Here is a 24,248-nt window from a genome sequence, read left to right on the forward strand (position 1 = left end):
AGAGAGAACAGCATGCGCGACGCGTACCACGAGGAACTCGACTCGATCAGCGACGGCCTGGTCGAGATGGCGCGACTGGTCGGGTCGGCCATGGGCCGGGCCACCACCGCGCTGCTGGACGCCGACCTGGCACTGGCGGAGAGCGTGATCGCCGCCGACGACAAGGTCAACGCCCTGCACCACGAACTGGAGAACCGGGCGATCACGCTGCTGGCCCGCCAGCAGCCGGTCGCCACCGACCTGCGGATCGTGGTCACCTCGCTGCGGATGAGCGCCGACCTGGAGCGCTGCGGCGACCTGGCCCGGCACGTCGCCAAGGTGGCCCGGCTGCGCTTCCCCGAGACGGCGGTGCCGAACGACCTGCACCCGATCGTCCTGGAGATGGGCCAGCTCGCCCAGCGCCTGGTCGCCAAGGCCGGCCTGGTGATCGCCACCAAGAACGTGGACGCCGCCCTGGAGCTGGAGCGGGACGACGACGCGATCGACGCGCTGCACCGCGAGCTCTTCTCCCACCTGCTGGACGACCGCTGGCAGCACGGGATCGAGACCGCCGTCGACGTGACCCTGGTCGGCCGGTACTACGAGCGCTTCGCCGACCACGCGGTGTCGGTGGCCAAGCGCGTGGTGTTCCTCGTGACGGGCGAGCACGTGAACGACTTCCTCGCCTCCACCGAGGCAGCCGCGGAGTAACTCCGCGCGAGCGGACAGCCCCAAGGGGCGCGTGGGGGCACCTCCCGGCCGAAGGCCGAGGAAGGACTGCGCGAAATCGGAAGGCAACGGCCGTCGGCCTCCCGCAGCGCGCAGTCCCTCGCGCCCCTTGGGTTACCCGGCTGCCTACGTACCGGCGGAGCGGAGCAGACCGGGGAGGGCCGGCGGGGCCGGGGGCGCACGACAGCGGCGGACAGCAGCATCCGCGCGCCCGTTGACGCCTCGTCACCGGCGGGCTTCACTCGTTGAGCAGGCACATCGACGTGTGCCTGGACAGAGGAGGGCCCGCGCGATGAAGGCAACCCCGACCACCCCGGCGCCGAGTGTCATCGAGCCACCCGTACCGGCACATCTGCCCATCCTGGCCGCGGGCTGCGGCTGCGGCCCAGGCTGCGGCTGCGGCTGCCAGTCGGGCGCGCCGTGCCAGTGCGGCGGCACCACCGGCGGCTGCTGCGGCGGCCACTGAGGGCCCACGGACGGCCCGAGAAGCACGACGGCCCCCGACCAGCGGCATTCACGCCGGTCGGGGGCCTGATCGTTTTTGGGCTTACTTCTTGCCCTGGTTCTTCACGGCCTCGATGGCGGCCGCAGCGGCGTCCGCGTCGAGGTAGCGGCCGCCCTTGGCGAGCGGCTTGAAGTCGGCGTCCAGCTCGTAGACGAGCGGGATGCCGGTCGGGATGTTCAGGCCGGCGATGTCCTCGTCGGAGATGCCGTCCAGGTGCTTGACCAGCGCGCGCAGGCTGTTGCCGTGTGCGGTGACCAGCACGGTCTTGCCGGCGGCCAGGTCCGGGACGATCGAGTCGTACCAGTACGGCAGCATCCGGTCGACGACGTCCTTGAGGCACTCGGTGCGCGGACGCAGCTCGCTCGGGATGTCCGCGTAGCGGGCGTCGCCGGCCTGCGAGTACTCGTTGTCGTCGGCCAGCACCGGCGGCGGGGTGTCGTACGAGCGGCGCCAGAGCTGGAACTGCTCCTCGCCGAACTCGGCCAGGGTCTGGGCCTTGTCCTTGCCCTGCAGGGCGCCGTAGTGGCGCTCGTTCAGGCGCCAGCTGCGGTTGACCGGAATCCAGTGCCGGTCGGCCTTGTCCAGGGCGATCTGGGAGGTGCGGATCGCGCGGCGCAGCAGGGAGGTGTGCACCACGTCCGGGAAGAAGCCCTCGGAGACGAGCAGCTCTCCGCCGCGTGCGGCCTCCTTCTCGCCCTTCTCGTTGAGGTCGACGTCGACCCAGCCGGTGAAGAGGTTCTTCTGGTTCCACTGGCTCTCGCCGTGGCGGAGCAGGATCAGTCGGTAGGTCGTGTCAGCCATGGCGCCCAGCTTAATGGAGGCCCGATAACCGGTCGCCGGGGCCGGGGCCCGCCACGTAATGTGTGCAAGTCGCCTGAGACTCTTACAGCTGCTTGCCACCCTCTCGCCGTCCTGCTGAGCGGTTCCCGCAGACCCGCTCCGCGGACTCCTGCTGCCCGGGAGCCCCCATGCCCGCACCCGACCGCTCCGCACCGGACCGCTCCACCGCCGACCGCTCCACCGCAGACCCCGATGCCGGGACGGACGCGGACACCGCCGACGCCGCCGCTGGCTCCGTCGCCGCGGATACCGCCGGGGCGATTCCCGCCGGACCGCGCAAGCAGGTCGCGGCGCTGTTCGCCGAGACGGTCGGCGGTCTGCCGCGCGCGTTCTGGTGGCTCTGGACCTCGACGCTGGTGAACCGGCTCGGCTCGTTCGTGGTGACGTTTCTTGCCCTCTACCTGACGGTCGACCGCGGCTACTCGGCTTCGTACGCGGGCTTGGTCGCCTCGCTGTTCGGGTTGGGGGCGGCCGTCGCCTCGGTCGGCGCCGGGGTGCTGACCGACCGGGTCGGGCGGCGGCCGACGCTGCTCGCCGCCCAGCTGTCCACCGCCGTCTGCACCGCCGTCCTCGGCTTCACCACCGGGCCGGTGGCGATCGCCGTGGTCGCCTTCCTGACCGGGCTCTCGGCCAACGCGTCCCGGCCCGCCGTATCGGCGATCATCGCGGACACCGTCCCCGCTGAGGACCGGGTCCGGGCCTTCTCCCTCAACTACTGGGCGATCAACATCGGCTTCGGCGTCTCGGCCGGAGTGGCCGGGCTGATCGCCGTGCACGGTTACCTGACCCTCTTCCTGCTGGACGCGCTGAGCACGCTGCTCTGCGCGGTCGTGGTCTTCGTGAAGGTCCCGGAGACCCGGCCGGTGACGGCGCCCACCGCCCACCCCTCCGGCCCGACCGACGCCACCGCCCCCGCCACTGCCACCGTCACCGCCCCGGACGGCCCCGCCGAGCCGACCGGGCCGAGGATCGGGATCGGCACGGTGTTCCGGGACCGGCGGTTCATGACGGTGGTCGGGCTCAACCTGATGCTCGCGCTGGTCTTCCAGCAGGGCAGCACCACGCTGGCCATCGCGATGGGGCGGGCGGGGATCACCACCACCCAGTACGGGCTGGTCGCCGGGCTGAACGGCCTGCTGATCGTGCTGCTGCAACTGCCGATGACCCGGCTGATGCGGGCCCGCAGCCGGACCGGGCTGCTGGTGGTCGGTGCGCTGCTGACCGGCTGGGGTTTCGGGCTGAGCGCGCTCGCCGGGTCCTCCGCCGCCCTGTTCGCGGTGTCGGTGGCGGTCTGGACGATCGGCGAGATCATCGGCACCCCCGCCATGATGAGCCTGATCGCGGAACTGTCGCCGGCCCTGGCCCGGGGCCGCTACCAGGGGGTCTACTCGCTGTCCTGGTCCCTGGCGTCGTTCCTCGCCCCGGCGGCGGGCGGCCTGCTGCTCCAGTACGCGGGCGGGGCCGCCGTGTGGGGTGCGTGCGCGGCCTGCGGCACGGTCGCCGCGGCCGGCTTCGCCCTGCTGGGCCGGCACCCGGCCGGGCGCGCCGGGGCCTGACGCCCGGCGGAGCCGACCGGTCAGCCGGTCAGCCGGAGCTTTCGGCGGTCCCGGGGCCGGCCAGATGCGCGAAGGCTTCGAGGTTGCGGGTGGACTCGCCGCGCTTGGTGCGCCAGGCCCACTCCCGGCGGATCGCGGTGGCGAACCCCAGTTCGAGCAGGGTGTTGAAGGGCTCGTCCGCGCTCTCCAGCACCGAGCCGAGCAGACGGTCGACGGTCTCCGGGCTCAGCGCCTCCAGCGGCAGCCGCCCGGTCAGGTAGACGTCACCGAGCGGGTCGACGGCGTAGGCGACACCGAAGAGCCGGGTGTTGCGTTCCAGCAGCCAGCGGTAGACGGCCTCGTGGTTCTCGTCCGGCCGGCGGACCACGAAGGCGTTCACCGAGAGGGTGTGGTCGCCGACCCGCAGCGCGCAGGCGGTGGACAGCTTGCGCGTCCCCGGCAGCGCCGCGACCAGGGTGTACGGGTCGGTCGCCGCCGGCTCCCAGGCCACCCCGGCCTCGTCGAGCGCGGTGCGCAGGAGGCTGAGGGCGTCGTCCTTCGTACGGATTGCCATGAGGGAGACGTTACTCGGCGGTACCACGGCTCCGCAGCCCGGCGGCCGGGCGAGCCGGTCAGGCCAGGCGGCGCCGTGAGCTGCCGAGCAGCCCGGCGGGGCGGTGCAGCACCCCCGCGTACACGTCGGCGGTGGCCGCGGCCGACGCACCCCAGCCGAACGCGGACGCGTGCCGGGCCGCCGCCGCACCCTGCCGGCTCACCAGCTCGGGCTGGGTGGCGTACGGGTGCAGGGCGTCCGCCCAGTCGGCCGGGTCGTGACCCCGGACCAGCGTGCCGGTGACCCCGTCCCGGACGGCCACCGGAAGGCCGCCGACCGCCGCCGCCACCACCGGCGTGCCGCAGGCCTGCGCCTCCAGCGCCACCAGCCCGAAGGACTCGTTGTACGAGGGCATCACCAGCGCGGTCGCGGCGCGGTACCACTCGGCCAGCCGCGCCTGCCCCACCGGCGGGCAGAACCGCACCACGTCGGAGATGCCCAGCTGCGCGGCGAGCTTGTGCAGGCTCTCCGGCTTCGCGAGCCCGGTGCCGGACGGGCCGCCGACCACCGGCACGACCAGCCGCTCGCGCAGGCCGGGCTGCCGCTCCAGCAGGACGGCGACCGCCCTGAGCAGCACGTCGGGCGCCTTGAGCGGCTGGATCCGGCCGGCGAAGAGCAGCACGGCCGCGTCCTGCGGCAGGCCGAGCACCGTCCGGGCCGCCCGCTGGGCGGCGAGCCGGCCGGCCGGGTCCGTCGCGGCCCGGCCCGCCCGGTCGGCCGCCTCCGGGCGGAAGACGTCGAGGTTGACCCCGGGGTGGACGACCGCGAGCTGGTCCGGCCGGGCGGCATAGTGGTGGGAGAGCGCGCCGGCCTCCTCGGCGGTGTTCGCGATCAGCCGGTCCGCGGCCTCGACCACCTGGGTCTCGCCGATCACCCGGGCGGCGGGCTCGGGGGTGTCCCCGGCCGCCAGCGACGCGTTCTTCACCTTCGCCATCGTGTGCATGGTGTGCACCAGCGGCACGCCCCAGCGCTCGGCGGCCAGCCAGCCGACCTGCCCGGACAGCCAGTAGTGCGAGTGCACCAGGTCGTAGTACCCCGGGCGGTGGCCGGCCTCGGCGCGCAGCACACCGTGGGTGAAGGCACAGAGCTGGGCGGGCAGGTCCTCCTTGATCAGACCCTCGTACGGCCCGGCGGTGACGTGCCGGACCAGCACGCCCGGGGCCAGCTGCACCGTCGGGGCGTCGTCCGAGCTGGCCGCCCGGGTGAAGACCTCGACCTCGATGTTCAGGTCGGCCAGGCGCTTGGCGAGCTCGACGATGTAGACGTTCATACCGCCGGCGTCACCCGTGCCCGGCTGGTGCAGCGGGGAGGTGTGCACGCTCAGCATCGCTATCCGGCGCGGACGCCGGGGCCGGCCGCCGACCAGTGCCTGCAACCTGCCCCGGGTGGGCGGAGGCATCGTCTGGGCACGGCGAGCCGTCCGTACGGGGTGCTGCGTCACCTGGCTGAGCCTCCTCTTGCTCCCCGGCTGCCGCCATGCCGCTGTCGCCGCGCTCGGTACGCGGCTGCGGTCGGTGGGGTGCGGCGCCGGTTGTTCCTGCTGCTCGGGCTGTGCGTGTCGCTCGGGCGTGTCGCTCGGGCTTGCGTGTCGCTGGGGGTGTACCTGTTCGCTCGGGCTTGCGTGTCGCTCGGGGTGCTCGGGGTGCTCTCGCCTGCTGTCGGTGGTCCGGGTGCCGTTGCCGCGCTGCTTCCGGCTGCGGCAGGGCATCCGTCCAGTGTGCCAACCACGAGGTCGATGAGCGGTATTCCCGTCTCGGCGCACGAGACAGCAGAGGAGCGCCGACGGGCCACGTAGGCTGCGGGCATGGCCGCCTCGTTCGATCCCACCCCTGCCCGCGGGCGCTCCGCCCGCCCGGTCGGGACGGTCACACGCGGCACCACCAACACCAACCGGCTGCGACGGATGGACCGCTGGATCGCGCACACCCTCGGCCCCGTCCTGTCCGGAGCGGAGCAGCCGCCGGTCGCGGTGGACCTCGGGTACGGCGCCGCGCCGTGGACGGCGGTCGAGCTGTCGGCCAGGCTGCGCGCCGTACGGACGGACGTGCGGGTGGTGGGCATCGAGATCGAGCCCGCGCGGGTCACCGCGGCCGTGCCGTACGCCGACCCGCCGCTGCTGACCTTCCGGCGCGGCGGGTTCGAGGTGCCGCTGGACGGCGCGGGTCCGCTGCTGATCCGGGCCGCGAACGTGCTGCGGCAGTACGAGGAGTCGGCGGTGGCCGCCGTCTGGGAGCGGCTCTGCGCGCGGCTGGCGCCCGGCGGGCTCCTGGTCGAGGGGACCTGCGACGAGATCGGGCGCCGGCACGTGTGGGTGGCACTCGGACCGGAAGGCCCCAGGACGGTGACCTTCGCAGCCCGGCTCGGCGGCCTCGGCCAGCCCTCCGACCTGGCGGAACGGCTGCCGAAAGCGCTCATCCACCACAACGTGCCGGGCCGCCCGGTGCACACCTTCCTCCGCGACTTCGACCGGGCCTGGGCTGCTGCGGCGCCGTACGGCGCGTTCGGCGCCCGGCAGCGCTGGGTGGCGGCGTGCACGGCGCTGGCCGGGAGCTGGCCGCTGCTCGACGCCCGGGGGCGCTGGCGGCAGGGCGAGGTCACCGTGCCCTGGGGCGCACTCGCACCGTAGGGCGGCGGCGGCCGACGTGGCAGCGGCGGCGCAGCGGGCGGCGGGCGGCGGGCGGCGGGCGGCGGGCGGCGGGCGGCGGGCGGCGGTGCAGCAGCGGGCGGCGGGGTTACTGGGGGTGACGGCCCTGCGGATTCACTCGAACGAGCTATCGAATAGGGCTGGCGCGTTGACGCCTCGTCAGGCCACCATGAGGGCAGTCGCACGAGCCGGCGGGCAGGTCATGAACTGCCGTCAGCTCCTCTGCCCAATGCGCGCCGCACCTGCTCGAACGTCTCGTACGCCGCTGAGCCGAACAGTACGAACCGGATCTCTTCCAGCCCTGCTGCTCCCCCTGCTCCCCCTTCGCCTTCCGCCTTCGCGCCTCTGTCCGCTCCCACTCCCGCCACTGCTTCCGCACCCGCACCCGCACCTGGTTCCGCCACAGCCTCGGCCACGGCCGTGAGGGCGATTCGCGCCGCGTCCTCCAACGGCCAGCCGTACACCCCGGCGGAGATCGCCGGGAAGGCCACCGTCCGCGCACCCAAGTCCACTGCCACTCGTAGCGATTCGCGATAACAGGAGGCAAGCAGCCCGGCCCGTTGCTCGTACTCCTCCGCCAGGTGGACCGGCCCCACCGTGTGCACCACCCAACGGGCCGGAAGGCGGCCGGCCGTGGTCGCGACGGCCCGGCCGGTCTGCAGGCCCTTGCCGTAGTGCGAGGCCCGCAGAGCCCGGCACTCCGCGAGGATCTCCGGGCCGCCCTTCCGGTGGATGGCACCGTCCACACCACCGCCGCCCAGCAGCGAGGAGTTGGCGGCGTTCACCACCACGTCCACCTGCTGCTCCGTGATGTCACCCTCGACCAGCGTGATCTGAGTCACCGCGCTGTTCCTCCTGTCAGCCGGGGCCTGAAGGGCGCCCACCTTGTCCACCTGACCCGCCGATCGCGTGGCAATAGCCACATCGCCGGTGGTCAGCCCGAGAAATCCCCGGAGATAACGTTATGGTCGCGAGAAGATCCCCGACAAGCGGTGCCAGGCGGGCACCACGGGCGGACCCCAACCGTTGCCCTGTCGGGGAAAGGGAGGAACGACCAATGCCCGCAACGGGAGACGGGCGGGCACCGGGTGCCCTGTCCCATGGGGGTCCCCCCGGCCGGAGGCTGGGGGAGGGCTCCGTAGCCGCCAGGCCGGCCGGACACGCCGCCGGCCCCACCGAGCATCCTGCCAAGCGCGGCACGGACCAGCACGTCGGCCGCAGCACCGACTACGCCACCGACCACGGCACCGCCCTCACGGGCGTTCCCGGTCAGGCCGTCCAGTCCGCCAGTGCCGCCGGTGCCGCCGGCGGGCGTACGACGCGCCGGGCCGACAGCCGCGGCCGGGGCGCTCACGCCGCCGACACCGCGATCCCGGCCACGACGCCCCCCACAGCCGCCACAGCCAACGAGGTGCGCGCCATACCGCGCCCGAGGACAACGGTGTCCGGCCGGCCCGCCCTCACCCCGGAGGCCCCCTTCCGACTCCTGGTCATCGAGGACGACGCCTCCGACGCCGCGCTGATCGAGCGGCTGGTCACCGACAGCGGGGCGCCCATCGAGCTGCACTGGGCACGTGGCATCGAGCAGGCCGCGGCCAGTCTCTCGCCCGCGGGCCGGCGCGGCCGCCCCCGCGGCACCGACTTCAGCTGCGTGCTCCTCGACCTCGCGGCACCGGCCGACCTGCCCCACCCCTCCGACGACTCCGACGGGCTGGAGGGGCTCCGCGAGCTCCTCAGCCGTGCCCCGCACACGGCGGTCGTGGTGCTCACCGACGCCTCCGGCGCCGAACTCGGGGCCGCCGCGGTCGGTGCGGGCGCCCAGGACTTCCTGGTCAAGCACGAGACCGACGGGCCCCTGCTGGCCCGCGCCCTGAGATACGCGATCGAGCGGAAGCGGGCCGACGAATCCCAGCGGCGCCTGGTCGAGGCGGAGCTGCGCGGCCAGGAGAACGCCCGGCTCCAACGGCACCTGCTCCCCACCCCTCTGCTGGACGGCGCCGGGCTCGCCTTCACTCGCCGCTACCGCCCGGGGCGGCGGCGGGCCCTGCTCGGCGGTGACTTCTACGACGCGGTCCGGACGGACGACGGGGCCGTCCACGTCGTCATCGGGGACGTCTGCGGCCACGGTCCGGACGAGGCCGCACTCGGCGTCGCCCTGCGGATAGCGTGGCGGACTCTGGTCTTCGCCGGGCTCACCGGCGAGGCGCTGCTCACCACGCTGCAACACGTCCTTGAGCACGAGCGGCGGAGCGACGAGATCTTCGCGACCCTCTGCATGCTGGTGCTCTCCCCGGGCGCCGAGGCCGAGACCCGCGAGACCCATGGGACGCCCAGGTCACCCGGTACACCGGCGACGCCCGCCCCAGCGCCCACAACCAAGAGCGCGACGACGGCACGGCGGGGAGCCGCTGCCCGCACCGTCGAGAGCCGACCGGTCGAGCATGCGCAGCTCTACCTCGCCGGACACCCCGCTCCGCTGCTGCTCCGGACGGACGGCAGGCCCGCCCTGCTCCCCTTCGAGCAGGCGGGCCCGGCTCTGGGCCTGCTGCCCTGCGACGACGGGCAGGCGGTCTGGCCGGCGCAGCAGCTGGAGCTCCAGCCGGGTTGGAGCCTGCTGCTCTACACGGACGGTTTGGTCGAGGGCCGGGTCGGGGCCGGGTCGCGCCGCCTCGGACAGGACGGGCTGGTCGAATTGATCGGCGACCACCAGGCCGCCGGGCTGACCAGGGGCAGGCTGGTCGACAGCGCCATCGCCGAGGTGGAGGAGCTGAACGGCGGCGCACTGGCGGACGACGTCGCCGTACTGCTGCTGGAGCGCAATCCCGCTCCGCTCATCATGGGGTGACAGCCTCGGGTGACCACCTCGGGTGACCGAGCAACTGTCACGAGGACGACGACGGCGGCGGGCCCGCCCGGGCCCACCGCCGTCGTACCGTCAACTGCGTGCCGGCTCCGCCGTCACCACGGGCCGTAGGGCCCCATGTTGCGCTTGCCGTCGCCACCGCCACGACCGCCCGTCACCTGCTTGAGCGCGGGCCGGACATCAACCATGTAGACGATCGCGGCCACCAGACCGACCAGCGTCAGCGGTCCGAAGACACTCGCTCCGAAGAGCAGGTCGAGCCCCAGCGCCAGACCCAGGATGATCAGCCAGAACGGCTTCGTCTTCTTGTCCGCCGCCGGGTAAGCGTCCTCGCGGCGCGTGACGGCGTCCCCGAAGGCGAACAGTTTGAATCCGACCATCGCCATCGCCAGCCACCAGAGCGGGCTCAGGACATCGAAGTTCAGGATCTGCGCCACTGCGTTCTCCTTGCTACGGCCTCGTTGCTACGGCCTCGACTGCGCCCTCGGCAACACCGCGGCCATCGTGGCACGGCCGACCGTCACCGACCTGGACAACGCACCGGCCTGCCCGGACGTGCCCGGGGTCACTTCTCCGCAGTCGTCTTCCGCGCCCGCGGGGCTCGCGGGGCCCGCTTCGGCGCCGGGCGCGGGTCGGCCGCCGTCTCCTCGGAGCCGGGCTCCGCCACGACCTCGGCCACTGTCTCGACCTCGACCTCAGCCTCCGGGGTCTCGGCGGGCTCCTCCACCACCTCGACCACCTCGACGACGTCCACCACGTCGACGACCTCGCTCAGCGACCCCTGCACGGGTGCCTGCGGTTCACCGCTCTTCTGCCCCTTGTCCACGACGGCCTTCCCGCGCACGGCCAGCTCGTCGTAGACCTCCATCGCCTTGACCGCGAACTCCGCGGCCCGGCCCACCTGCTGGAGGGCGAAGCCCTGGGCCTTCTCCTGCAGCACCTTGAAGTCGGTCGGCAGCGTGCTGACCGTCTCCGTCACCTTGCTCTGCGCCTCGACCAGCCGGGCCTGCGCCTCCTGCAGTCGCGCGGTGGCCTTCTCCTGGGTCCCCTTGCGGTCGACGGCGAGCGCCTCGACCTTGCCGGGCACCTCGCGCAGCTTCTCGAACGCGAGGTCGCCGGCCCCCGCAAGGGCGTACAGCGGGGTCGGGTCGCTGAGGGTCTTCTTGATCTCGTCGGTGATCGGCATGACCGGTCCTCCCTTTCGCGTCGGCACCCCCCTACAGGGTCTGCCGAAAGTCTCGTCGGCCGCCCGCCCGTTCAGGCGGTGGCCAGGTGTCAGTGGTCGGCGGCAGCGGCAGCGCCGACACCGGCTGCACTGTGCTTCGTCGTGCCCTCGTCCCGCGCGCCGTCGCCGAGGTTCTCCTTGAGGAAAGCGTCGTAGACCGCGAGCAGGGCCTGCTTCTGCTGCTCGTTGATCAACGGATCCGCCAGGATCGAGGCCCGCAGTTCGAGCCCCTCCCCGCGCCGCTCCTCAAGAATCCCGGCCTGGACGTAGAGCGTCTCCGCAGAGATCCGCAGCGCCTTGGCGATCTGCTGCAGGATCTCCGCGCTGGGCTTGCGCAGCCCGCGCTCGATCTGGCTGAGGTACGGGTTGGACACGCCCGCGGCCTCAGCGAGCTGCCGCAGCGTGAACTGCGCGTTCCGCCGCTGCTCCCGGATGTACTCGCCGAGCGAGCCGACGTTCAGTGAGGCCATGCCGACAGTCTGCGGCAGCCTGCTTGCAAATGCAAGCAGGCTGCTAGCACCAGCAAGCCGACCCCGGCGGCCGCAAGGGCACTGCGGCCCCGCGGGCAGACCCCCGCCCGCCGAGGTGCTACAGGCCCTGCGCAAGGCGGCGCGTTACCGTGCGACCATCTGTGGCCACTCGTCGCACGGCGCGTTCACCCCGGCCCCGATCGGCCGCCGGACCGCTGGACCGCCGGGCTGGAGAGCCGCCGGGCGCAGGCGCCACCCGGCGTGTGGCGTGGATCACGGCAACGGCCGGGTTCGGTCGGACAGGTACGGGTGTGGAGAAAGCGATTCGCGCCCGGGTGCGAGCCGGGGATTCGGTGGCGTTCGGGCAGATCTTCGAGGATCACGCCCGTGCGGTGCACCGTTATGCCGTCCGGATGACCGGGGACCAGGCCCTCGCCGAGGACGTGGTCTCACTGACCTTCCTGGAGGCCTGGCGCCTGCGCGCGCGGGTCGACCCCGAGGGGGAGAGCCTGCGGCCCTGGTTGCTGGGCATCGCCACCAACGTCATCCGCAACACCCGCCGGGCCGCGCGCCGGCACCAGCAGGCACTCGCCAAACTGCCTCCGCGCGAGGCCGTGCCCGACTTCGCCGCCGAACTGACCGGCCGTATCGCCGACGCCGAGCAGATCGCCGCCGCGAAGGCCGCGCTGGAGCAGCTGCGCCCGGCCGAACGGGAGGTGTTCGCCCTGTGCGTGTGGGAGGGCCTCGACCACGCGGCCGCCGCCGAGGCGCTCGGCAAACCGGTGGGAACGGTCCGCTCGCGGCTGTCACGCGCCCGCAGCCGCTTGCGGGAACTCACCGCCAAGGAGTTGGTCGCAGCCCGCTCCGCGAAAAGCACGCACCCCCCGGAAAAGACGCAACGCACCGGCATCTGCGGACAGGTAACAGGAGACCGCGCGCTCGCGGTCCGGTCGATCAAGGAGACGAACCGATGAACGCCGCCCCCCGAGGCCGGTCCCAGCAGACCGAGCGGGAGGAGCTGGCCCTGCTGCTGCCGGCCGCGGCCGCACCGGAGCTCTCCCCGCACCGCCACTTCCTGCTGAAGGAGCACCTGATGGACACCGTGACCGAGCACTCCCGGAGCGCCGCCAAGCGTCGGACCCTGGTCCTGCGGGTGGCGCTCCCGATAGGCCTGGCCGCCGCTGTTGCCGGGGTCGCCCTCGCCACCGGGGCCGGCCGCTCCCCCGCACCCGCACCCGCCCCGGTCGTGGCCGGCGGCGGCCCCAGCACCGGGAGCCAGTCGCTGGGAACCGTCACCAACGCCGCGTACACCGTGCAGAGCGGCGGCGACGACCTCGTCAAGCTCACCATCCTGGACGGCTACAAGCCGGTCGACGCGACCCAGCTGCAGCACGACCTGGACCGGGCCGGCGTCCGCAGCCGCGTCTACGCCGGCGAACCCGGCTGCCACGCCCCCGAGCCGACGATGGCCTCCTACCCGCCCGAGATCCTGGCCAAGGCGGACCAGGACCAGGACGGCGGCCGGGGCCGGCTGTCGGCCTTCGGCTGGGACATGGAACAGCAAGCCGGCAAGGAAGGCGGCCGGGAGGTCCTCACCATCCGCCCCGGCGCCATCCCGGCCGACCTGCGACTCTTCATCTACCTGCCGCTGGCCAAGACCGACCCGGCGCACAGCTCCCGCGAACTCCAGGCCGGTCTGATGCAGAGCCCCGCCCCCGACTGCATGCCCGCCAAGACCTACGACAACCCGCTGGCCAGCCTGTACCCGACACCGGCACCGACGCACTGACCTCTGCCGACCCCCCGTCACCGGCCCTACCTCCGCTCGGAGATCCGGTGGCGGGACGCCGGTGGCGGGTACGGCACGAACACCCGAACTGTTCGATCCGCCCGTACTAAGGTGTCGGTCACGGCCACCGATCCGGGAGCAGATGTGTCCACCGTCGTCGCTTCGATGTTCACCTGGCCGCTGGGCGAGGACGCCGCCCTGATCCCGCGTACGGTCGCCGTCGCCGAGTCCTACCAGGCGCTGTTGGAGGCCAACCACGAGCGTCTCGCCCGCTGGTTCCCGGGGTTCGACCGGCCGCCGACACCGGAGGGGACCCGGGCGGACCTGGAGCTGAGAGGCCAGGCGTGGCTCGACGGGTCGCAGTTGCCGCTGGTCGTCGCGGTGCGGGCGGCGGACGGCTGGCAACTGGCCGGCGCAGTCAACCTACTGGTCAACGGCCCCGCACGGTCGGGCGAGGTGGGCTACTGGCTCGACGCGGACTTCGAGGGACGCGGGCTGGTCACCCGGGCCGTCACCGCCGTGCTCGACCACGCCTTCGGCCGGCTCGGCCTGGAGCGGGTCGAGTTGCGGACCATCCCCGCCAACGAACGCAGCCGGAGCGTGGCCCGGCGGTTGGGATTCACGCAGGAGGGCGTCCTTCGTGCGGCGGCGGCCTTCGCCGACGGACGGCGTGACGAGGTGGTCTACGGCCTGCTGGCGGCCGAATGGCACCGCCCGGTGAGCCCGGCCGTAGGTGTGGAGCAGCCGTAGGCGTGGACCAGCCGGCCGACCGGCGGGGCGCGCGTGCAGGCGGCGAAGGTACGCGGGCGGGCGACTACTCTGCTCGCTCATGACCGAATCGACTCACCTGTGCGCCACCCGGACGGCCTACGACACCGTCGCCGTCGACTACGCCCGGCTCCTCAGCGACGCGCTGGAGTCCAGGCCGCTGGACCGGGCGCTGTTCGCCGCGTTCGCGGAGTTCGTGCAGGGCGCCGACGCCGGGCCGGTGGCCGATCTCGGCTGCGGTCCCGGCCATCTGACGGCGCACCTGCACTCGCTCGGGCTGAGCGCCTTCGGTGTCGACCTGTCGCCGGGGATGGTGGCGGTGGCCCGGGAGGCGTACCCGGAGCTGCGGTTCGACGAGGGGTCGATGACCGCGCTGGATCTGGCGGACGGCGCTCTCGGCGGTGTCGTCTCCTGGTACTCGATCGTCCACACGCCGCCGGAGGTGCTCCCGACGGTGTTCGCGGAGTTCCACCGGGTGCTGGCCCCGGGGGGCACGCTGCTGCTCGCCTTCAAGGCGGGCGACCGGCTCCGGCACCTGGAGCACGCGTACGGCCACGACCTGTCGCTCGACGTCTACTGGCAGTCCCCCGACCGCATCGCCGAACTGCTGGGCCTGGCCGGGCTTGCCGTCGACGCCCGGCTGATCCGCGAGCCCGACGAGCGGGAGCGGCCCGCACAGGGCCGGCAGGCGTACTTCCTGGCCCGTAAGCCGACGGCGGTCTAGCGGGCCCCGCCCGGTTCAGGCGATGGACCAGTGGGACCGGTGGAGTCGCCGGTCAGCCTCCGGTAGACGGGCGCGAGCAGGGCGGCGAGGTCGCGCCCGCCGATCCGGATGCCGGAACTGCCGAGATCGTCGATCGCCGAGCAGGAGGTGGGTACGGGGACGGGGGCCGGACCCTGGCCCGCAGGGGTGGGGCCGAGGGTGAAGTCGCCGTCCCAGAAGGCGTCCAGGCGGCCGATCGGCGTGGGCTCGCCGGGGAGCCCGGCTGCCGTGGAGTCGTACGCGGGGCGGTCAGGCATCGTGGTCTCCTCCGGTTCGGCTCCGGCTTCGGCCGCGCCCCCGGCTCCGGCCCGCGTCCGGGTCCTGGTCCTGGTCCTGGTCCTCGCCGATCGCGTCGGCGGAGAGTGTCACGAGCTCCCGCAGGCCGTCGACGGAGAGTTCGGTGAACCACTGCTCGCCCTCGCCCACCACAGCCTGCGCGAGGGCCCGCTTGGACTCGATCAGCTCCGCGATCCGCTCCTCGACGGTGCCGACGCAGACCAGCCGCCGCACCTGGACGTCCCGGCGCTGGCCGATCCGGAAGGCGCGGTCGGTGGCCTGGTCCTCGACCGCCGGGTTCCACCAGCGGTCGAGGTGGATGACCTGATTGGCTGCGGTGAGGTTGAGCCCGGTGCCGCCCGCCTTGAGCGAGAGCAGGAAGACCCTTGGGCCGCCGGGCTGTTGGAAGCGGGCCACCAGCTCCTCCCGCCGGCGCCCGGGCACTCCCCCGTGCAGGTGGAGCACCTCCTCCCCGAGCCGTTCGGCCAGGTATGGCTGGAGGAGCTTGCCGAACTCCGCGTACTGGGTGAAGACCAGCGTGCGGTCGCCCTCCGCAAGAGCTTCGGCGAGGAGTTCCTCCAACCGGGCCACCTTGCCCGAGCGATCAGCCATCTTCGAACCGTCGTGCAGCAGTTGGGCCGGATGGTTGCAGGCCTGCTTGAGCTTGCCGATGGCGGCCAGCACCGTCCCCTTGCGTTCGACGCCACGGATCCCCTGGACACGGTGCAGCAGGTCGGCCACCACCGCCTGGTAGAGGCCCGCCTGTTCGGCGGTGAGGTTGCACCAGACGGTGATCTCCTGCTTGGCGGGCAGCTCGGCGGCGATCGCCGGGTCGGTCTTCAGCCTGCGCAGGACGAACGGTCCGGTGAGACGCTGGAGCCGGGCGGCCACGGCCTGGTTCCCGCTCTGCTCGACCGGGATCGCCCAGCGCTCCTTGAACGACTCCGCCGTGCCGAACAGCCCCGGATTGGTGAAGTCCAGGATCGCGTGCAGCTCGGCGAGGCGGTTCTCGACGGGAGTACCGGTGAGGGCGATCCGGTGCGCCGCCGGGAGGGCGCGGATCGCCCTGGACTGCGCGGTGGCGGTGTTCTTGACGAACTGGGCCTCGTCGGCGATCACCCGCCGCCAGGAGATCCGCCGCAGCTCGGCGACGTCCCGCTGGACCAGCCCGTACGTCGTGATCAGCAGGTCCACCCCGCTGTCCGGGACGCCCTGCCGGTCGGCTCCGTGGTGGACGTGCACGCGGAGCATCGGCGCGAACTTCGCCGCCTCCCGCCGCCAGTTGCCGACCAGCGACATCGGGCAGACCAGCAGGGTGGGGCCGGTCTCCCCCGCCGCCTGCTCGGCGGCCAGCAGTGCGAGGGTCTGGACCGTCTTGCCGAGGCCCATGTCGTCGGCCAGCACCGCGCCCAGACCGAGCCGGGTGAGCGCGTGCAACCAGGCCAACCCCCGTTCCTGGTAAGGGCGCAGCGTGCCCCCGAAGTCGGGTGGCAGCTCCGGCGGCGGGGTGCGTTCAGCCGTCCGTCCGGTGAGCAGGTCGCCGAGCGGTCCGGTCGCCCGGACTCCGGTGACGGGCAGTCCGGCGACCTGGGAGTCGGGGGTGAGGGCGAGGCGCAGCACGTCCGCCGTCGGCATCACCCCGGTGCCCTGGCGGCGCAGGAAGGCGAGGGCGGCCGCGATCTGTGCGGTGTCCACCTCGACCCAGCGGCCGCGCAGCCGTACCAGGCCTTGCTGGGCCGCTCCGAGATCGGTCAACTCCTGCCTGGTCAGTGTGAGATCGCCCAGGGCGGCCTGCCAGCGGAAGGCGACGATCGCGTCCCGGTCGACCTGGCTCGACCGTTCGACGGAGCCGGGTGCGGGCGTGCGGGTGGTGCCGAGCAGCAGGCCGAGGCGCGGTCGGCGCTGCCACCAGGCGGGGAGCAGCACGCCGAATCCCGCGTCGGCGAGCACGGGGGCCGCCTGCTGGAGGAAGGCGAACGCCCCGGCGCGGTCCAGGTCCAGCCCGGTGGGGCGGGATCTGCGCAGGGCGGGTGCGAGTTCGGGACGGCGGAGTGCGGCGCGGGCCAGTTCGGCCTGGAAGACCTCGATCGGGTCCTCGGCCAGACGGCTGAGCGCGGCGAGGGCGGGCCCGTCGGCCCACAGGTCCGCGGCGGTGAGCAGCAGGGAGGGCTGGTCGACGGCCTGGAGGAGGAAGTCGAGGCGCCAGGCGTCGTCGGAGGGGCCGCCCTCGGGGTCGTCGTCGGCCGGGCCGAGCGGTTCGGAGAGCCGGAAGCAGAGCCGGAGCGGGGTGTCGGGGTCGGCTGCGCCCGCGTACCAGGCGGCCAGCCGTTCCCGTAGTCCGGCGAGCGCCGGGGCCGGCTGGGGCGGGAGGCGTCCACCGGGAGTGCGCAGCGCGGCGAACCAGGCGGTGGCGGTGTCGGGCGGCGCGGGGGCGGGCGGCGGCGCGGGGGCGGCCGACGGCGCGGCCGTTGCGGGCGGCGGGCCGTCGAGGGCACTGCCGGCTTCGAGAGCGCTGCGGGTTTCGAGAGCGCTGCGGGTTTCCAGGTCGACCAGGACGTCCAGCAGTTCGGCGGTCAGCTCGGCTGCGGGCCGGGCCGCCGCGCCGGGCCGGTGCTCGGCTCGGGCGACGGGCGGGCAGCCGGCCGTCAGTGCGGCGGCCTCGCGGCGGGCGGGCCGGTCCAGGGCGGGCTGCCAACGGGCACACGGCTCGCCGCCCTCCGTCCGCAGCACGGGCAGGACGCGGCCCCGGCCGACCAGCCGCCAGGCGAGGTCGTGGACGGCGGTGAGCCACCGCAGTGAGGCGCCGTACGCGATCTCGGCCGGGCCGCCGGGGAGGCCGACGACTGCGACGGCCCAGTGCGGGTCGAAGAGTTCGCCGAGCAGTTGGGCCGCCTCGGCCGGCTCGAAGAGCAGCACGGGCACCCGCCAAGGGGTCAGCCCGACACCGTGGCCGACGGTGCCGACGGGCAGCTGCGGGGACGGCGTGGGCGCGCCGTCGAGACTGGGGAGGAGCAGGGTGGCCCACCGCTCGGGGGCCTGTTCGGCGAGCCAGCCGAGCCCTGGTCCGATCCCGGCGAGCAGCTGTGCGACGGCACCGGCCGGGCAGGCGTAGGGGTGTGCGGCGGCGGGAAGGCTCCCGTCCCGACCGGTCCGGCGGGCGTACGCCCGGGGCGCACCGAACGCCTGCGCGTCCTCGGCCCACACGGCCAGGCGGCCGTCCGCCCGCCAGAGGGCGTGCAGGGCGTACATAGGAGGCCTCTCGGAACATGGTGCGGACCCGATTCACCCTATCGGTGCGACGGCCGCGCAATGAGGACTGTTCCTGACCTGATTGCCGGATAGCGTCGGTCCTGCCGAAGCGGAAGAGCACAACCCGACGTACGAGGAAAGCGGTGTCCGACATGGCGACCCTGGCACGCCCCGAGACCGACGAGCGCGACTGCCTGCTGACCTTCCTGGAGGGCTATCGAGCCGCCGTCCGGCGTGCGGCCCACGGCCTGACGGAGGAGCAGGCGCGGTCGAAGCCGGCCGCGAGCGCGCTCTCGCTCGGCGGGCTGGTGAAGCACGTGGCGCTCTGCGAGCGCTTCTGGCTCTCCACGATCCTGATGGGCCGCCCGGCGGGCCCGGCGGCGGAGCTCCCCTGGGAGGACCAGCACCGCCTCACCGAGGGCGAGTCACTGGCCGACTGGCTCAAGAAGTACGAGGTGATCGCCGCCGAGACCGCGGAGATCGTCCTCGGCCTGCCCGGTCTGGAGGTGGACGCTCCGCTGCCGGACCAGCCCTGGTTCCCGCCGGACAGCCGCCGCACGGCGCGCTGGATCCTGATGCACCTGACCACGGAGGTGGCCCGGCACGCCGGGCACGCGGACATCATCCGGGAGACCCTCGACGGCCGGACGGCCCTTGAGCTGGTCGCCGCGACCCGGGCCGCCTGAGGGCCGCCCGTGGGCGGGCGTGCGGGTGCTCCCGGAAAATTCACCCCTCCCCATGGTTGAACATTGAACGAGATGGGGTTACGGTTGGAGACATCAAGTTGAAGCCTAAACAAAAGGCTTCCGACCCCAGGAGGAGCCATGGGCATCTTCAACCGCAACACCGCAGCCACCACGACCGTCGCGACCGAGGCCCCCGCAGGCCCCGGCCTGGGGCACCTCACCGGTGACTACGCGATCGACGCCACCCACAGCCGGGTCGGCTTCGCCGTCCGCCACGCGATGGTGACCAACGTCCGCGGCGAGTTCACCGAGTACGAGGGCAAGCTGCACCTGGACGGCGACAACCCCGGCGACTCCTCCGCCGAGCTGGTCATCAAGGTCGGCAGCATCAACACCAACCAGGCCCAGCGCGACGAGCACCTGCGCACCGGCGACTTCTTCGCCGCCGAGACCTACCCGGAGATCACCTTCCGCAGCACCTCCGCGGAGCAGGTCAACGGCGACTCGTACCGGATGGCCGGCGACCTGACCATCAAGGACACCACCCGCCCGGTCGTCCTGGACCTGGAGTTCAGCGGCTCCGCCAAGGACGTGTACGGCAACGAGCGGGTCGGCTTCGAGGGCTCCACAACGGTCGACCGCACCGCCTGGGGCCTGACCTACAACGCCGCGCTGGAGACCGGCGGCGTGCTGATCGGCGAGAAGGTCAAGCTCAGCTTCGACATCTCCGCCGTGAAGGCCTCCTGACCCGAGCCACCCCACCCGCACGATCCGCACCATCCCGAGCACCCGCGCTGCCCCCGCCGATCGAACGACGGCGGGGGCGCACGCGTGTCCACCGCGCCACCGCCACCGCCAGCGGCCCATGCACTGGCCCCCGCGCCCGGGTCAGGCGCCGAGCAGTTCCGCGTCCTCGCGCGGGAGCCAACTCCCCGGCGGACGCCGCAGCCAGCCCTCCCGCGAGCCCAGCTCCACCGCCGCCGAGCGCAGCGCGTCCAGGCCCGGGTTCCGCTCCCGGGGCCGGTGGACCAACCCCACCAGACTGAGCGGCACCGGGTCGACCAGCGGACGGGTCACCGCGCCGGGGATCTCGGGCCCGCCGGTGGTGGTGAGCATCGCCTCGCCGTGCCGGTCGAGGTAGTGCGCCAACTCGTCCGCACCGACCGGCGGACTGTACGGCGCGGCCGCCTCCAGGCCGTGTGCGAGCAGGAGTTGGCGGCCGAGGTCGGTCCACTCGGTGGTCGCCGGGTTGCCCGCGCAGATGTCCACCGGATGGCCCGCCAGCGCCGCGAGCGGCACCTCGGACCGGGTGGCGAGCGGATGGGCGAGCGGCAGCAGGACCGCCATCCGCTCCAGCCTGACCGGCGAGTGCACCAGCCGGGCCCGGATCCCGGCCGGGAGGCCGGCGTACCGGCCGAACGAGACGTCCAGCCGGTGGGCGAGCAACTCCGTTGCCGCAGCGGCGAGTCCGCCGTGGAACCGGGCCAGCAGTTCACCACCCGGCAGCGCCGCACGCGCGGCGGCGAGCAACCGGTCACAGGTCAGGTCGTCGCCGGTGACCGCGCTGTTCAGGTCGACCAGCAGCGGCCCGTGATCACCCCCGGCGAGGATCTCGTCCTGCAGCGCGAGCAGTTGGTGCGCGAGGGGCAGCAACCGCTGCCCGGCCGGGGTGAGTTCGACGCTGCGGGTGGTGCGGTCGAACAGTGCGTGGCCGAGCGTCCGCTCCAGTGCCCGGATGTCGCGGCTCAGCGCCTGCTGCGCCACGTGCAGCAGCCCGGCGGCACGGCCGAAGTGCAGGGTCTCCGCCGTCGCCACGAAACCGCGCAGCAGCCGGGGGTGCAGGTCATGGGGCATCCGGGCAGATTAACGCAGGTCAGGACGGTCAGCCGGGGCGGGCGGCACAAAGCAGGGCAAGGCAAGCAGGGCAAGGCAAGCAGAGCAGGACCGGCCAGGACAGGCGTGGCCGATTGACAACACGAACGCGTCAATCGCCCCGAACAGGTGTTGGACCGGCCCGGGTCGCCGCCGCGAGGCTGGGGCATCCGCCGATCACCCCTCGGGAGCCCCCGTGTTCGCCTCGTACCGCCGTATCTTCGCCGCCCCGGGCACCGTCGCCTTCACCTTGGCGGGGCTGCTCGGCCGGCTCGCCTTCTCGATGGCGGGTGTGAGCATGCTGGTGATGATCGCCACCCGCCGCGAGTCGTACGCCCTGGCGGGGGCGGTCTCGGCGACCGGCGTGGTGGTCACCGCGCTCGGCATGCCGTTGCTGGGGCGGCTGGTGGACCGGCACGGGCAGTCCAGGGTGACCGTGCCGAGCCTGCTGGCGGCGGCCGTTCCGTGCGCGGCGCTCCCGCTCTGCGCCCGCTACGGCGCCCCGGTCTGGACGCTGTTCGTCTGCTGCGCCGCCTCCTCGGTGCTGCCCAACCTGGGCGGGATGGCACGGGCCCGCTGGGCGTACCTGTACCGCGACGACCCGGCCGCCCGACAGCTGGCGAACTCCTTCGAACAGGCCCTGGACGAACTCTGCTTCATGGCCGGGCCGGTACTGGCGATGCTGCTCTGCACCTCGCTCTTCCCGGAGGCCGGGATGCTGGTCTCCGTGGCGCTCTCCGGCGCGGGCGGCCTGGCCTTCGCGGCCCAGCGCCGCACCGAGCCGCCGGTTCAGCCGCCGGTACGGCTGCCGGGCGGCGGGGTGCTGCGGGCGCGCGGGCTCCGGGTCCTGGTGCCGGCGTTCCTGGCCACCGGCGCGGTCTTCGGCTCGATGGAGGTCACCACCGTCGCGTACGCCGATTCGCTCGGCCAACGTCCGCTGGCGGGCGGGGTGTTGGCACTGATGGCGGCCGGCTCCTGCCTGTCGGGGCTGGCCTTCGGGCTGGTGCGCCCCAGCCGCTCCCCCGCCGCCCGCCTGGTGGCCGGGGTGGCCGCGATGGCGGGGCTGCTGCTGCTCCCGCCGGCCGCCGCACTGTCCGGCGCGGGCCTGGGCGTGCTCGCCCCGGCGATCCTGCTCGCCGGGTCGGGCACCGCGCCGACCATGGTGGCCGGTCTGACCCTGGTCCAGGAGATGCTGCCCGCACGACAGTTGAACGAGGGGATGGCGGTCGTGATCGCCGGCCTGATGATCGGGATCTCGGCAGGCTCCGCCCTGGGCGGAGCGGTCGCCCAGCACGCCGCACCCGGCACGGGCTACTGGCTGCCCGCCGGCGCCGCGGCACTGGCCCTGCTGATCACCCTGGCCGGCTTCCGCCACCTGCGCACCCCCGGCGCCCCCGGCACGGCCGGGCCCGGAAACCCCGTCGAGGCCGTCGCTGCCACCCGCTAGCCTGCCGAGTATGGGGGAGACGATCACGTATCTGCGCGGGGACGCCACCGCGCCGCAGGGCAAGGGCGTCAAGGTGATCACGCACCTCTGCAACGATCTCGGCGGCTGGGGCAAGGGCTTCGTGCCGGCACCGTCCCGCCGCCGGCCCGAGCCGGAGGCGGCGTACCGGCAGTGGCACCGCGAGCGGGCCCGGAACGACTTCGGCCTCGGCGCGGTGCAGCTGGTGCCGGTCGGGCCGTACCTGTGGGTGGCCGACCTGGTCGGCCGGCGCGGTATCCGGACCGGCCGGTCCACCGGGGTGCCCGTGCGCTACGAGGCGGTCGACACCGGTCTCGCGACCGTGGCGTAACACGCGCGGCGGCTCGGGGCGTCCGTCCACATGCCGAGGATCGGGTGCGGGCCGGCCGGCGGGACGTGGGAGCGGGTGGAGCCGCTGATCGAGGCCCGCCTGACGGGCCGCGGGGTGCCGGTCACGGTGTACGACCGGTAGCGCCCGGACCGGGACGGCCCAGGGCCCGGCCCGGCGGGCTCCAGGTGTACTCGTACTCGGGGAGGGTGTACCCGTTCGCGAAGACACAGCTGTGCTCGTCCGTGCGCAGTCCGCCCTCGCGCTCGTAGAAGGCGACCGCGCGGGTGTTGGCCGCCAGGACGTCCAGGTGGAGCGGCGAGTGCGGGGCGACGGCGAGGGCCGCCCGGAGCAGGCGGCGGCCGAGGCCGGCACCGGTGTGGCCGGGTCGGACGTGCAGGTTGTCGAGCAGGACCCGGCCGTCCGGCTCGGGGACGACGTAGGCGAAGCCGTACAGCTCGCCGGCCGCCTCCGCGACCAGCAGGACCGGGGTGTCGGCGGGCTCGCCGTAGTCGGCGGTGAGGCGGATCTCCCAGAGTTCGGGCTGCTCCGCCGCCGTGCCGTCGCCCAGCAGCCCGGCCGGGAGGATGCCCGCGTACGCCGAGCGGCGGCTCTGGGTGTACAGGGCGGCGACGGCCTGCGCATCGGCTGCCGTGCCGGTTCGGATGACGATCTGTCGGGCCATGTGACGAGCCTCCCACGCCATCGACTTGAACCCGTTCAGCCCTGAGTCGTAGAGTCGTCCCGCAGGGGGTTTTGAACACGTTCGAAACGTTGCACCGGGTGCGCAGGGGACATCCCGTTCGATGATATCGGCTGGTCAGAGGCCCCTGCGCAGATCTTTACCCGGCCGTTCAGAGCCCCCGGGTAGGCTCGCGGTCGTGGACGACTCAACTGAGCCCGCCGGGGCCTCCGAGCTCCCCGGCGGTCGGGCACTGCCCAAGACCGACAAGAGCGAGCAGACCCGTGCGCTGATCCTTCACACCGCGATGCGGCTGTTCAAGGAACGCGGCTACGACAAGACCACGATGCGCGCGATCGCGGCCGAGGCGGGCGTGTCGGTCGGCAACGCCTACTACTACTTCCAGTCCAAGGAATTCCTGATCCAGGGGTTCTACGACCGGATGACGTACGAGCACGCCGCCGACGCCCGGGCCCGGATGGCCGGGACGAAGGACTTCGCCGAGCGGCTGGAGATCGCCCTCGCCTCCTGGGTGGACTGCGCGGCGGAGTACCACGGGTTCGCGTCGCAGTTCTTCCGGACGGCCGCCGACCCCAACAGCTCGCTCAGCCCGTTCTCCGACGAGTCCCATCCCGCCCGGGCCACCGCCGTCCAGCTGTTCCGCGAGGTGCTGACCGGCTCGGAGATCGCCCCCAAGCTGGACGCCGAACTCGCCGAACTGCTGCCCGACATCCTCTGGCTGTACCTCATGATCGTGGTGCTCTACTGGGTGTTCGACCGCACCCCGGACACCGAGCGGACCCGCGAGTTCGTCCGCCGCTCGACCCCGATGGCCGCCCGCGTGATCAACCTGTCCCGCTACCGGGTCTTCCGGCCGATCGTCCGGGACGCCAAGGGCCTGATCCAGGACTTCATCCTCCCGACCGTGGGCCGGACGGCCGGGAAGCAGTAGCGAGCCGGCGCCGGG

General features: G+C 73.4%; 23 protein-coding genes and 1 pseudogene. 13 read left to right on the top strand and 11 right to left on the bottom strand.

Annotated elements, in window-relative coordinates; all coding sequences use genetic code 11:
• Nucleotides 1-12 precede the first annotated feature (12 nt).
• Nucleotides 13-690, top strand: coding sequence for a phosphate signaling complex protein PhoU (phoU, locus tag ABD330_RS08850; protein WP_344462631.1), 678 nt, complete (start codon nt 13-15; stop codon nt 688-690).
• Nucleotides 691-1,255: 565 nt separating this feature from the next.
• Here the strand turns inward: phoU and ABD330_RS08855 are convergent.
• The gene (locus ABD330_RS08855; protein WP_344462633.1) at nt 1,256-2,014 is read right to left on the bottom strand and encodes a phosphoglyceromutase; all 759 of its coding nucleotides are present in this window, start codon (nt 2,012-2,014) and stop codon (nt 1,256-1,258) included.
• A 167-nt stretch (nt 2,015-2,181) separates the two neighbouring features.
• Between ABD330_RS08855 and ABD330_RS08860 the strand changes: the two genes are divergently transcribed.
• Entirely contained in the window at nt 2,182-3,609 is a 1,428-nt protein-coding gene (locus ABD330_RS08860) for an MDR family MFS transporter (protein ID WP_344462635.1), read from the top strand.
• 28 nt (nt 3,610-3,637) lie between these two features.
• Here the strand turns inward: ABD330_RS08860 and ABD330_RS08865 are convergent, their stop codons facing one another.
• Nucleotides 3,638-4,162: a type III secretion system chaperone family protein gene (locus ABD330_RS08865; protein ID WP_344462637.1), complete on the bottom strand. Its 525-nt coding sequence runs from the start codon at nt 4,160-4,162 to the stop codon at nt 3,638-3,640.
• A 58-nt stretch (nt 4,163-4,220) separates the two neighbouring features.
• Complete coding sequence (gene mshA, locus ABD330_RS08870; RefSeq protein WP_344462639.1) at nt 4,221-5,642, bottom strand: D-inositol-3-phosphate glycosyltransferase; 1,422 nt, start codon at nt 5,640-5,642, stop codon at nt 4,221-4,223.
• 363 nt (nt 5,643-6,005) lie between these two features.
• On the opposite strand from mshA, the gene ABD330_RS08875 reads away from it, so the two are divergent.
• Complete coding sequence (locus ABD330_RS08875; protein ID WP_344462641.1) at nt 6,006-6,827, top strand: class I SAM-dependent methyltransferase; 822 nt, start codon at nt 6,006-6,008, stop codon at nt 6,825-6,827.
• A gap of 218 nt (nt 6,828-7,045) precedes the next feature.
• Here ABD330_RS08875 and ABD330_RS08880 read toward each other — a convergent pair whose 3' ends face one another.
• Nucleotides 7,046-7,687, bottom strand: a complete 642-nt coding sequence (locus tag ABD330_RS08880) for an O-acetyl-ADP-ribose deacetylase (protein WP_344462643.1) — start codon at nt 7,685-7,687, stop codon at nt 7,046-7,048.
• Between the two features lie 215 nt (nt 7,688-7,902).
• Here ABD330_RS08880 and ABD330_RS08885 point away from each other — a divergent pair, with 215 nt between their 5' ends.
• Nucleotides 7,903-9,690, top strand: a complete 1,788-nt coding sequence (locus ABD330_RS08885) for a PP2C family protein-serine/threonine phosphatase (RefSeq protein WP_344462645.1) — start codon at nt 7,903-7,905, stop codon at nt 9,688-9,690.
• Nucleotides 9,691-9,803: 113 nt separating this feature from the next.
• Here the strand turns inward: ABD330_RS08885 and ABD330_RS08890 are convergent, their stop codons facing one another.
• The 3 genes from ABD330_RS08890 to ABD330_RS08900 all read right to left on the bottom strand — a co-directional run bounded on the left by ABD330_RS08890 (nt 9,804) and on the right by ABD330_RS08900 (nt 11,403).
• The gene (locus ABD330_RS08890; protein ID WP_344462647.1) at nt 9,804-10,145 is read right to left on the bottom strand and encodes a DUF2516 family protein; all 342 of its coding nucleotides are present in this window, start codon (nt 10,143-10,145) and stop codon (nt 9,804-9,806) included.
• A 128-nt stretch (nt 10,146-10,273) separates the two neighbouring features.
• On the bottom strand, nt 10,274-10,894 hold the full coding sequence (locus ABD330_RS08895) for a hypothetical protein (RefSeq protein ID WP_344462649.1): 621 nt from the start codon (nt 10,892-10,894) through the stop codon (nt 10,274-10,276).
• Nucleotides 10,895-10,983: 89 nt separating this feature from the next.
• On the bottom strand, nt 10,984-11,403 hold the full coding sequence (locus tag ABD330_RS08900) for a helix-turn-helix domain-containing protein (RefSeq protein WP_344462651.1): 420 nt from the start codon (nt 11,401-11,403) through the stop codon (nt 10,984-10,986).
• 272 nt (nt 11,404-11,675) lie between these two features.
• On the opposite strand from ABD330_RS08900, the gene ABD330_RS08905 reads away from it, so the two are divergent.
• The 4 genes from ABD330_RS08905 (at nt 11,676) to ABD330_RS08920 (ending at nt 14,684) form a co-directional block, all read left to right on the top strand.
• Nucleotides 11,676-12,377 carry an RNA polymerase sigma factor gene (locus ABD330_RS08905; RefSeq protein ID WP_425555483.1) on the top strand — a complete coding sequence of 234 codons (702 nt, stop codon included), beginning with the start codon at nt 11,676-11,678 and terminating at the stop codon, nt 12,375-12,377.
• Nucleotides 12,374-13,192 carry a hypothetical protein gene (locus tag ABD330_RS08910; RefSeq protein ID WP_344462653.1) on the top strand — a complete coding sequence of 273 codons (819 nt, stop codon included), beginning with the start codon at nt 12,374-12,376 and terminating at the stop codon, nt 13,190-13,192. The genes ABD330_RS08905 and ABD330_RS08910 overlap by 4 nt, the downstream gene beginning before the upstream one ends.
• Nucleotides 13,193-13,336: 144 nt before the next feature.
• A complete protein-coding gene (locus tag ABD330_RS08915) occupies nt 13,337-13,942 on the top strand; it encodes a GNAT family N-acetyltransferase (RefSeq protein WP_344462655.1) in 606 nt (201 codons plus the stop codon).
• 79 nt (nt 13,943-14,021) lie between these two features.
• Complete coding sequence (locus ABD330_RS08920) at nt 14,022-14,684, top strand: class I SAM-dependent methyltransferase (protein ID WP_344462657.1); 663 nt, start codon at nt 14,022-14,024, stop codon at nt 14,682-14,684.
• Here ABD330_RS08920 and ABD330_RS08925 read toward each other — a convergent pair.
• Both ABD330_RS08925 and ABD330_RS08930 read right to left on the bottom strand, forming a co-directional pair.
• Entirely contained in the window at nt 14,681-14,980 is a 300-nt protein-coding gene (locus tag ABD330_RS08925; RefSeq protein ID WP_344462659.1) for a hypothetical protein, read from the bottom strand. The two genes, ABD330_RS08920 and ABD330_RS08925, sit on opposite strands and share 4 nt — an antisense overlap.
• Complete coding sequence (locus ABD330_RS08930; RefSeq protein WP_344462660.1) at nt 14,973-18,248, bottom strand: SNF2-related protein; 3,276 nt, start codon at nt 18,246-18,248, stop codon at nt 14,973-14,975. Before ABD330_RS08930 ends, ABD330_RS08925 begins: the two co-directional genes overlap by 8 nt.
• A 152-nt stretch (nt 18,249-18,400) precedes the next feature.
• Between ABD330_RS08930 and ABD330_RS08935 the strand changes: the two genes are divergently transcribed.
• Entirely contained in the window at nt 18,401-18,934 is a 534-nt protein-coding gene (locus tag ABD330_RS08935) for a DinB family protein (protein WP_344462661.1), read from the top strand.
• 138 nt (nt 18,935-19,072) lie between these two features.
• Nucleotides 19,073-19,681: a YceI family protein gene (locus ABD330_RS08940; protein WP_344462663.1), complete on the top strand. Its 609-nt coding sequence runs from the start codon at nt 19,073-19,075 to the stop codon at nt 19,679-19,681.
• A gap of 141 nt (nt 19,682-19,822) precedes the next feature.
• On the opposite strand, the gene ABD330_RS08945 is transcribed toward ABD330_RS08940, so the two are convergent.
• Nucleotides 19,823-20,788 carry a LysR family transcriptional regulator gene (locus tag ABD330_RS08945; protein WP_344462665.1) on the bottom strand — a complete coding sequence of 322 codons (966 nt, stop codon included), beginning with the start codon at nt 20,786-20,788 and terminating at the stop codon, nt 19,823-19,825.
• Nucleotides 20,789-21,002: 214 nt separating this feature from the next.
• Here ABD330_RS08945 and ABD330_RS08950 point away from each other — a divergent pair, with 214 nt between their 5' ends.
• Nucleotides 21,003-22,253 (top strand): MFS transporter, encoded by a 1,251-nt coding sequence (locus ABD330_RS08950; protein ID WP_344462667.1) that lies wholly within the window; start codon nt 21,003-21,005, stop codon nt 22,251-22,253.
• 10 nt (nt 22,254-22,263) lie between these two features.
• Nucleotides 22,264-22,743 (top strand): annotated as a pseudogene (locus tag ABD330_RS08955) (macro domain-containing protein).
• Here ABD330_RS08955 and ABD330_RS08960 read toward each other — a convergent pair.
• The gene (locus tag ABD330_RS08960; RefSeq protein ID WP_344462669.1) at nt 22,724-23,284 is read right to left on the bottom strand and encodes a GNAT family N-acetyltransferase; all 561 of its coding nucleotides are present in this window, start codon (nt 23,282-23,284) and stop codon (nt 22,724-22,726) included. The pseudogene ABD330_RS08955 and the gene ABD330_RS08960 sit on opposite strands and share 20 nt — an antisense overlap.
• 196 nt (nt 23,285-23,480) lie before the next feature.
• Between ABD330_RS08960 and ABD330_RS08965 the strand changes: the two genes are divergently transcribed.
• Nucleotides 23,481-24,233: a TetR/AcrR family transcriptional regulator gene (locus ABD330_RS08965; protein WP_344462671.1), complete on the top strand. Its 753-nt coding sequence runs from the start codon at nt 23,481-23,483 to the stop codon at nt 24,231-24,233.
• Nucleotides 24,234-24,248 lie beyond the last annotated feature (15 nt).

This window comes from Kitasatospora kazusensis (assembly GCF_039529945.1).
In the GTDB taxonomy this organism is placed as follows: domain Bacteria; phylum Actinomycetota; class Actinomycetes; order Streptomycetales; family Streptomycetaceae; genus Kitasatospora; species Kitasatospora kazusensis.